The sequence below is a fragment of the Streptomyces sp. NPDC003327 genome (genome assembly GCF_053589515.1).
The window spans coordinates 85018-92847 of record NZ_JBSFSA010000023.1 but is presented as its reverse complement, the minus strand read 5'-3'; the positions used below and the strand labels follow the sequence as shown (position 1 = coordinate 92847).

Below are 7830 nucleotides of genomic sequence, written 5' to 3'. Positions count from 1 at the left end.
CCCTCTCCCCCCCCCCCCCCCTCTCCCGCTCTCTCCGGCGGCTGCGCCGTCTCGGGGCGGGCCCCGGCCCGGCGGGGTCCCGGGGGCCCGCAGCGTGGGCCGCGCCCGTACCGGTCACGGGGCCGCGCCCAGCAGCTCGGCGAGCGCGTCGCCGGTGGCGGGGTGGGTGGTGAGCAGTGACGTGCCGGGGTCGGGCGCGGCCGGGGCCCAGCCGTCCGTGGCGCCGAGCAGGTCCGCCAGTGCGTCGCAGGTCGCCGGGTGGACCGGCAGCAGGGCGGCGCCGCGCGCGCCCGACGCCTGAGCGCGGGCGCGGAGGGTGGGGGCCGGGAGGGCGGGCTGCCGCCACGGCGGGACCCAGGCGTCCAGCGCGTCGAGCCGGGCCGGGAAGATCCGTCCGGCCTCGCGGACGAGCAGCGGTGCCAGGTGGGCGGCGCCCGAGCGCAGGGTGGTGACGAGGGTCGGCAGCCAGGGCAGCAGCACCGGGTCCGGGAGTCGCCCGAAGGCGTTCGACACGGCCTCGACGACCACGTCGGAGAGGCCGGGCACCGGTTCGAGTGCGTGGACGAAACCGCTGAGGTAGCGCGGGTACGACGGCACCACCAGCGGGTTGCCGAGCAGGTCGTCGCAGCGGGACCGCAGCTCCTCGCGCGAGAGGGTGCCGAGCTGGACCTGCGCCGCCCAGAGCAGCGCCGTCTTCTCCGGGTCCCCGGGGTGCGACTGGGCGACCGCGAGCTCCAGCTGGGTGCGGTCGCAGCCGAGCGACAGGGCCAGCCCCTCCATGCCGAACAGGAAGCCGAGCATCGCCGCGACCTGCCCGGCCGTGGCGTCCTCGTCCCGGAAGGCCGTCGGCAGCAGGGTGCAGTAGTGGGCGTAGCCGGTGCGGACGAAGGACGTGATCCACTGCGGCAGGGCGGAGTCGGCGGTGCGGTGGTACGCGAGGAGGCCGCGCACCCGGCGCAGTACCTCCGGGGCCCCGTCCACCGTGCGCTCGCCGGCCAGGACCTCCAGGGCGCGGGTGCCCAGTTCGTCGGCGAGCCGTCGGCCGCCGAGGTACAGCAGGGCGTCCTCGACCGCGCCGAGGACGTCGGCGGTCGTGGCCCGCGGCCCGTACGCGGTGCGCCGCAGCCGCTGTTCGAGGACCTGTTCCAGACTCACGCCCTCGTAGCCGAGTTCGATGAGGGACCGCTGGTGGGTGCCGAGCGCCAGGTCCCAGGACTCCTGGACGGAGCGCTCGCCGAGCCGCTGCTCGCCCATGATCGGCCGGGCGGCGCCCTGCGGCAGGAGGCGGCGCAGCAGCCAGAGCACGTCCGAGCAGGCCGAGAGCTCCGGCCGGGACGTCAGGTCGAGCAGGGCGCGGCGGACGCCGCGCTGCTGGAGGTTGAGCTCCAGCGGGGCCAGCCGGTCGTGGACGTCGCGGGCGAGGGGCGGCAGGGCCTCGTAGCCGACCTGGCCGATGCGGTCGCCGCCCATCATCGCGTCGACGAGCCGCCGCACGTCCTTGCGGCCGGGGACCGTGTCCTTCTCGATGCAGGTGACGGCGGCGTCCTGGAAGTCGTACGGGGTGGGCTTGGCCCGGTCCCGCAGGCCGGCGAGCAGGATCGAGGTCTCGAAGACGGCGATGGCGTCGGCGGTGGAGGCGAGGTAGCCGTGGCGGCGGGCGGCGCGGACGATGTCCACGGACCAGCCGAGCAGCTCGGCCTCGTCGAGGGTGTCGAGGACGGGTGGCTTCCGCAGGAAGCCGGTGAGCCGGTCCCCGGCCGGCGCGGGCACGGTCGGTGCGGCGGCGGAGCCGCGGGTGCGGCCGGTCTTCCGGCCCGGGCGCGCCTTCGCCGTCCCGGCCTGGCCCTCCAGGCGGTAGGGCGTCACTCCGGTCCGCCTGAGGTTCTTCGCCCATTCGGTGGCGGCGATGGAGACCGAGCCGGAGGCGAGGCCGAACTGCGCCTCGATCGCCCCGTGGCTGGACGGGATGAGGCCGTACTGCCAGGTGGTGGCGGTGCGGGGGGAGATGGTGAAGCCGTCGGTGCCGTGCACGCCGAACTCGGCGACTTGGCTGGCGGCGTGGAAGGCCCCGCAGACGTAGAGGCAGTCCTCGGGGTCGGTGCCGGTCGCGGTGAGGTGCGCGCGCATCCGGGTCCACATGTGGCGCTCGCGGTCCTCGTCGACGCGGATCCGGTCGCCGTCGCCGGGGGCGAGCCGCCGGAACAGGCTGCCGATGAGGAACATGACCTGGCGGTAGGTGTCGTGGTCGCTGTCGCCGAGGGGCACCTCGACGTACTGGTGCCACCATTCGGACCAGTGGCGCACCTTTCCGTGGCGCAGCAGGTGCTGTTCCAGTTCGGCGAAGCGGGGCCTGAGGTCGCCGATGTCGACGCCGACGGCGTCGCCGTGGAGCGCCGTCTCGCTCTCGGTGCCCGGCGCGGACGCGCTCCCGGCCGTCTCCGGCACCTCCCCCGCTTCCGGGGCGGGGTCGCGCCGGGAGTCCCACTGGAAGACGTGGTCTGAGGAGCGGTCGACGAGGACGAGTTCGACGCCGGGGGTGTCGAGGGCGTAGGCGATGGCCTGGTACTCGGCGGATGCCTCGGTGACGGGTGCCACGACGGAGAGCGGTGCCCAGTCGGGCGGGAAGCCGTCGATGTCGCCGGCGAAGGCCTGCACCGCGACGGGGAGGCGGCAGTTGCGGAGTTCGGTGAGGAGCGGGGCCATGTCCTCGCACAGCTCCAGGTACACGACCTTGGGCTGCTTCTCACGCAGGCGGCGGGCCATGGCGAGGGCGGAGGCGGGCGAGTGGTGGCAGACGGGGAAGATCTCCAGCGGTTCGGCCAGCGCCCGGTCGACGTCGTCGACGAGGCCGAGGAGGATGCCTTCGAGGGCGTCCGTTCCGCCGGAGAACGCGGCGGCGGCTTCCTGGAGTTGGCCGCGGAGGGCGGCGAAGGGGAGGTCGGGGCGGTCCGTGGCCTGCACGGGGGCGGTGGTCACGACAGCTTGGCGATCGCGTCGCGGCCGCCCTCCAGGAACTCGGGCCAGCAGCCGCCCTGCTCCTTGCCGCGCGGCTCGACGACGCCGTGCAGGTACTTGTTGAGGATGGCGAGGTCCTCCGGCTCGCGGCGGGTCAGGGAGCCGACGAGGGAGGAGGCCAGGGTGCGGGCGGTGAGGGCGCGCTCGCCGAAGAAGTTGCTGTGCAGGACGGCGTCCTCCAGGACGCCGATCTGTTCGGCGGTGGAGAGGGCGGACTCCAGCTTCTCCTCGTCGCTGCCGGCCGCGGCGGCGGAGGCGCGCAGGTCGGCGAAGCTCTGCAGGAGGACGTCGAGGAGGGTGGGGGGCACGTCCAGCTCGATGGAGTGGCGGCGCAGGAGTTCCTCGGTGCGGAAGCGGACGATCTCCGCCTCGCTGTTCTTGTTGGTGACGACGGGGATGCGGACGAAGTTGAACCGGCGCTTGAGGGCGGAGGACAGGTCGTTGACGCCCCGGTCGCGGCTGTTGGCGGTGGCGATGACCGAGAAGCCGGGCTTGGCGAAGACGATGTTCTCGCCGCCGGCGCCGTCGAGTTCGGGCACGGAGATGTACTTCTCCGAGAGGATGGAGATGAGCGCGTCCTGGACGTCGCTGGTGGAGCGGGTGAGTTCCTCGAAGCGGCCGATGGTGCCGGTCTCCATCGCGGTCATGATCGGCGAGGGGATCATGGACTCGCGGGACTGGCCCTTGGCGATGACCATGGAGACGTTCCAGGAGTACTTGATGTGGTCCTCCGTGGTGCCCGCGGTGCCCTGCACCACCTGGGTGGAGTTGCGGCTGATGGCCGCGGCGAGGAGTTCGGCGAGCCAGCTCTTGCCGGTGCCGGGGTCGCCGATGAGGAGGAGTCCGCGGTCGGAGGCGAGGGTGACGATGGAGCGCTCGACGAAGCTGCGGTCGCCGAACCACTTCTGGCTCACCTCGCGGTCGAGGCCGTCGGCCCGCTCGGAGCCGAGGATGAAGAGGCGGACCATCTTCGGCGAGAGCCGCCAGGAGAACGGCTTGGGGCCGACGTCGATCGACTCGAGCCAGTCGAGCTCCTCGGCGTACTTGATCTCGGCGGGGGCGCGGAGCAGGTCGGACATGTGAGGGCCTTTCAGGTGAGGAAGGTCTTGAGTTCGTGGACGAGCTTGTCGATGTGGCCGGAGATCACCGGGGTGCCGAGGGCCTTGAACCGCTCGCGGAACCAGGGGTTGACCTCCTGGCGTCCCGAGCTGGTCACCGAGCCGACGGGGATGAACCGGACTCCGGAGCGGTGGACGGCCTCGATGCCCTCGTAGAGCGGCTGGGAGCGGTCGAACTCGTAGAAGTCGGAGATCCACACCATGACGGTGTTCTTCGGTTCGGCGATCTTCGGGCGGGCCATGGCCATGGCCACGGGCCCGTCGTTGCCGCCGCCGAGGTTGGTGCGCAGGAGGACGTCGAAGGGGTCGTGCACCCAGGGCGTGAGGTCGATGGCCCGGGTGTCGTACGCGATGAGGTGGACGTCCACCTTGGGGAGCCCGGCGAAGATCGAGGCGAGGATGGTGCAGTTGACCATGGAGTCGACCATGGAGCCGGACTGGTCCACCACGACGATCAGCCGCTGCGGGGTCGTGCGGCGGACGGTGTGCCGGTAGTAGAGGCGGTCGACGTAGAGCCGCTCCTCCTCGGGGCTCCAGTTGGTGAGGTTCTTCCAGATGGTGCGGTCGAGGTCGAGGTTGCGGAAGACCCGCTTGGGCGGGACCGAGCGGTCGAGTTCGCCGACGGTGGCCTTCTCCACCTGGGTCCGCAGGACCTGGGCGACCTCGTCGACGTACCGCTTGATGAGGGACTTGGCGTTGGCGAGGGCGATGCCGGAGAGGTTGCCCTTGTCGCGCAGCAGCTGCTCGATGAGGGACATGCTGGGCGTGAGGCGGGCGGCGAGGGCGGGGTCGGCGAGGACCTCGCGCAGGCGCATGCGCTGGACGAGACCGGCCTCGATGGCGCCGAGTTCGGCGCCGAGGCCAGAGCCGGCGACGAGCGCGCCGGCGGACGGTCCCGCGCCGCGCAGGCCGCCGGGCGGGCAGCCGAGCGCGCGCTCCAGCCAGCCCGCGTCGGACTGCCAGCGGGCGAGCCGGCCCGCGGAGACGGTGCCGCTGTCGGTCGCGAAGACGTTGAGCAGCAGCTTCGACACGAGCGCGGCGCGGCGGACCTCGGCGGCCCGGTCGCGCGTGCCGTCCGGGTCGGGGTCGGGGGTCATCAGGCCGTCGAACTCGTCGGCGAGCTCGGGGTGGCGCTGGACGACAGAGTCGACGGAGGTGCCGGGGTCGAGCAGGGCGGAGGGCAGGCCGACGTCCTCGACGACGGCGAGGCTCGCCGTCTCCAGGGAGGCCTGTTCCTCGGGGTCGAAGAGCCGGGCGAGGAGCCGCCAGTAGAGGACCTGGCGACGGTTGTCGTCCGGTTCCGGCAGCGGGGGCCCGGGGTCCGCCGGGCCGGTGGCGAGGGTAGGGGTGAGTGCGGGGGTGGGCTCGGGGGTGAGTGCGGGGGTGGGCTCGGGGGTGGGTGCGGGGGTGGGCTCGGTCATTTCCGCAGCAGCCTTCCGGCTCGTTCGCGCAGGACGGCGACGGCGTCGGTGGCGGCCTTCTCCGCACGGGCGCCGGCCTTGTCGGTGGTGCCGCCCGCCCAGGCGCCGGCGTGGACGGCGACGGTCTTCTTCCGCACCGTCGTCTCGACGGCGAGCGGCTGGAGGCGGAACGCCCCGGCGTCCCAGCGGAGCAGTCCGAGACAGGCACCGGACGCGGCGACGGCCTGCGGGGTGAGGGGGCCCGCCGTCGGGAGCCGCTCCGCGTCGACGGTCAGCCGGTGCCCGGCGACGGCGAACACCGTCGGCCCGCCCTCCGGCCCGCCGTCCGGCTCGTCCCCGGACCCGTCCCCGGCGTCGTGTCCGGCGTCGTGTCCGCGCTCCACCGCGTACCCCTCCAGGAGGACCGGTACGGCGATTCCCGCCGGGTGGCGGTCCAGCGGGGCGGTGACCGGGTCGGCCGCGGTGGCGAGCGCGACCCGTGCCGTGGCGAAGGGGTCGGCGGGCTCGCCCGTGCGGGCCCGGTCGTCGTCCCAGAGGAGGTCTCCCCCGGCGGTCAGGGGCATGGCGTCGACGTCCACGGAGCGGCCCTCGCCCAGGGCGGCGAGGAGCGCCATGCGCGGCCGGAGCAGCTGCCAGGGCCCGGCGCCGACGACGGTGTCCGGCTTCGGGGCGCTGACCGCCGCCCTGACCAGGCGCGGGGCGGTGCCGTCGGCGGGCTCGAAGACCGCGTGGACCTGGGCCTGTACGGCGGTGGGGTGTTCCTGGACGTCGACGCCGAGCGGCAGCAGGCGCCCGGTGACGGGCGCGGCGGCGGGACCGCGGGTCGCGCCGGGCACGGTGAGCAGCAGGGCCCGCGCCCACAGGTCGGCCCAGCGGCGCACCGGGACGCGGTCCAGGGTGGCGCCCGGGCAGGAGGCGGCGAGTTCGGCGGCGAAGCCGTCGAGCAGCGTGGCCTGGCGGCGGAGCGACGGCCTCGGCAGCATCGCGGCGACGACGGGGTCGGCGCCCGAGACCAGTTCGTGGTCGATGCCGCGCCAGCCCGCGCGGGCGAGGTCGCAGAGCCAGGCGCGGGCTCCGGCGAGGCCCGGCGCCGCCTCCTCCGGCTCGGGGCGGGGGGCCTCGGGCGCGGCCGGCTCCGCGGGGTTCCGGCCGGTCGCCTCGGCGATCCGGGTGACGAGCGCGTCGTGCGCGGCGCCCAGGAGGGCGGTGCGGGCGGCGGCGAGGGCGAGGAAGTGGTCCTCGGAGGCGGTTCCGGCCGCGGCCTTGTCGGCGGCCTCGGCGACGAGCCCGGCGAGCGGGCTGCCCGCGACGGCGTCCGCGAGGGCGGCGAGTCCGGCGGCCTGGGCGGGCTGGGGGCGGAGGAGTCCGGCGACGAGCACCTGGTCGAAGGCGTCGACGGCGGCGAGCACCTCGTCGAGTCCTTCGACGGGGGCGGTGAGCAGGTCCGCGCGCATCAGGCCGCCGCCCTCGTCTGCGGGAACCACTGCATCTCGGGCAGCGGCACGGTGGTCAGCTCCAGTTCGAGGTAGGCCAGGTGGCGCAGGAAGCGGCTGAAGACCGGTGCGGCGGCGGAGGTGTCGCGCTGCTCGGGGCGGGTGGCGGTCATGGCGGCGACCAGTGCGGCGGCGTCGGGCGCGGTACCGGCCGCGGTGCCGGGCGTCTCGGCCTTGAGGTAGCGGGCGACGCGCTCGGCGCCGTACTGCAGGGCGGCCTCGGTGACGAGCGCCCGGATGTGGTTGCAGAACGAGCCGCGAGCACCGCCGCAGGGGCGGTTGTTGTTGGTGCTGCACGCGAAGGCGTACGTTCCGGCGGCGATCGAGGACACGTAGACGCGCCCGATGTCGGAGCCGCTGGAGACCACTCCCTGCAACCGCCCGTCGGCCAGCTCGACGAACGGCACCTTGGCCAGCTTCCGCGGTCGCGCGGGCGGTACGACCCGTACCGCGCTCGACTTCTCCCAGACCGTCAACGCACCTCTCCCATGCACGTCAAAGGGGATGTCCACGCCGATCGGCGCGACGTCGAAAAACCTATAGGGCCCCACTGACAACGCCCTGCGGCGAGCGCCGGGAGCCGTACCGGGCCCGGCCGACGGCCGCCGGACGGCCCGTCAGGAGGACGCCCGACGACATACGGTCACGAGGCCTCCGGCAACCGGTGGGCGGGCGACGGCGACTGAGGGGTACGCAACGGCTCTCGGCCCCCAGGAGGACTCGTGCAGCACCCGCATCCGCACCCGGCTCGACCGGGGCGCCAGCCGCCGTACCCGGGCTTCC

At 74.3% G+C, this 7830-nt stretch carries 5 protein-coding genes; all 5 read right to left on the bottom strand.

Annotated elements, in window-relative coordinates; translation table 11 throughout:
* Positions 1-114: 114 nt before the first annotated feature.
* From ACWDVG_RS19200 to ACWDVG_RS19180, 5 genes are read right to left on the bottom strand one after another with little or no spacing between them, the layout of a single operon-like run.
* Positions 115-2976 carry a hypothetical protein gene (locus tag ACWDVG_RS19200; protein ID WP_451700443.1) on the bottom strand — a complete coding sequence of 954 codons (2862 nt, stop codon included), beginning with the start codon at positions 2974-2976 and terminating at the stop codon, positions 115-117.
* The gene (locus ACWDVG_RS19195; protein WP_451700442.1) at positions 2973-4094 is read right to left on the bottom strand and encodes an ATP-binding protein; all 1122 of its coding nucleotides are present in this window, start codon (positions 4092-4094) and stop codon (positions 2973-2975) included. The genes ACWDVG_RS19200 and ACWDVG_RS19195 overlap by 4 nt, the downstream gene beginning before the upstream one ends.
* An 11-nt stretch (positions 4095-4105) precedes the next feature.
* On the bottom strand, positions 4106-5554 hold the full coding sequence (locus tag ACWDVG_RS19190; protein ID WP_451700441.1) for a VWA domain-containing protein: 1449 nt from the start codon (positions 5552-5554) through the stop codon (positions 4106-4108).
* On the bottom strand, positions 5551-7038 hold the full coding sequence (locus ACWDVG_RS19185; RefSeq protein WP_451700440.1) for a hypothetical protein: 1488 nt from the start codon (positions 7036-7038) through the stop codon (positions 5551-5553). Before ACWDVG_RS19185 ends, ACWDVG_RS19190 begins: the two co-directional genes overlap by 4 nt.
* The gene (locus ACWDVG_RS19180; protein ID WP_451700439.1) at positions 7008-7523 is read right to left on the bottom strand and encodes a hypothetical protein; all 516 of its coding nucleotides are present in this window, start codon (positions 7521-7523) and stop codon (positions 7008-7010) included. The genes ACWDVG_RS19185 and ACWDVG_RS19180 overlap by 31 nt, the downstream gene beginning before the upstream one ends.
* Positions 7524-7830 lie beyond the last annotated feature (307 nt).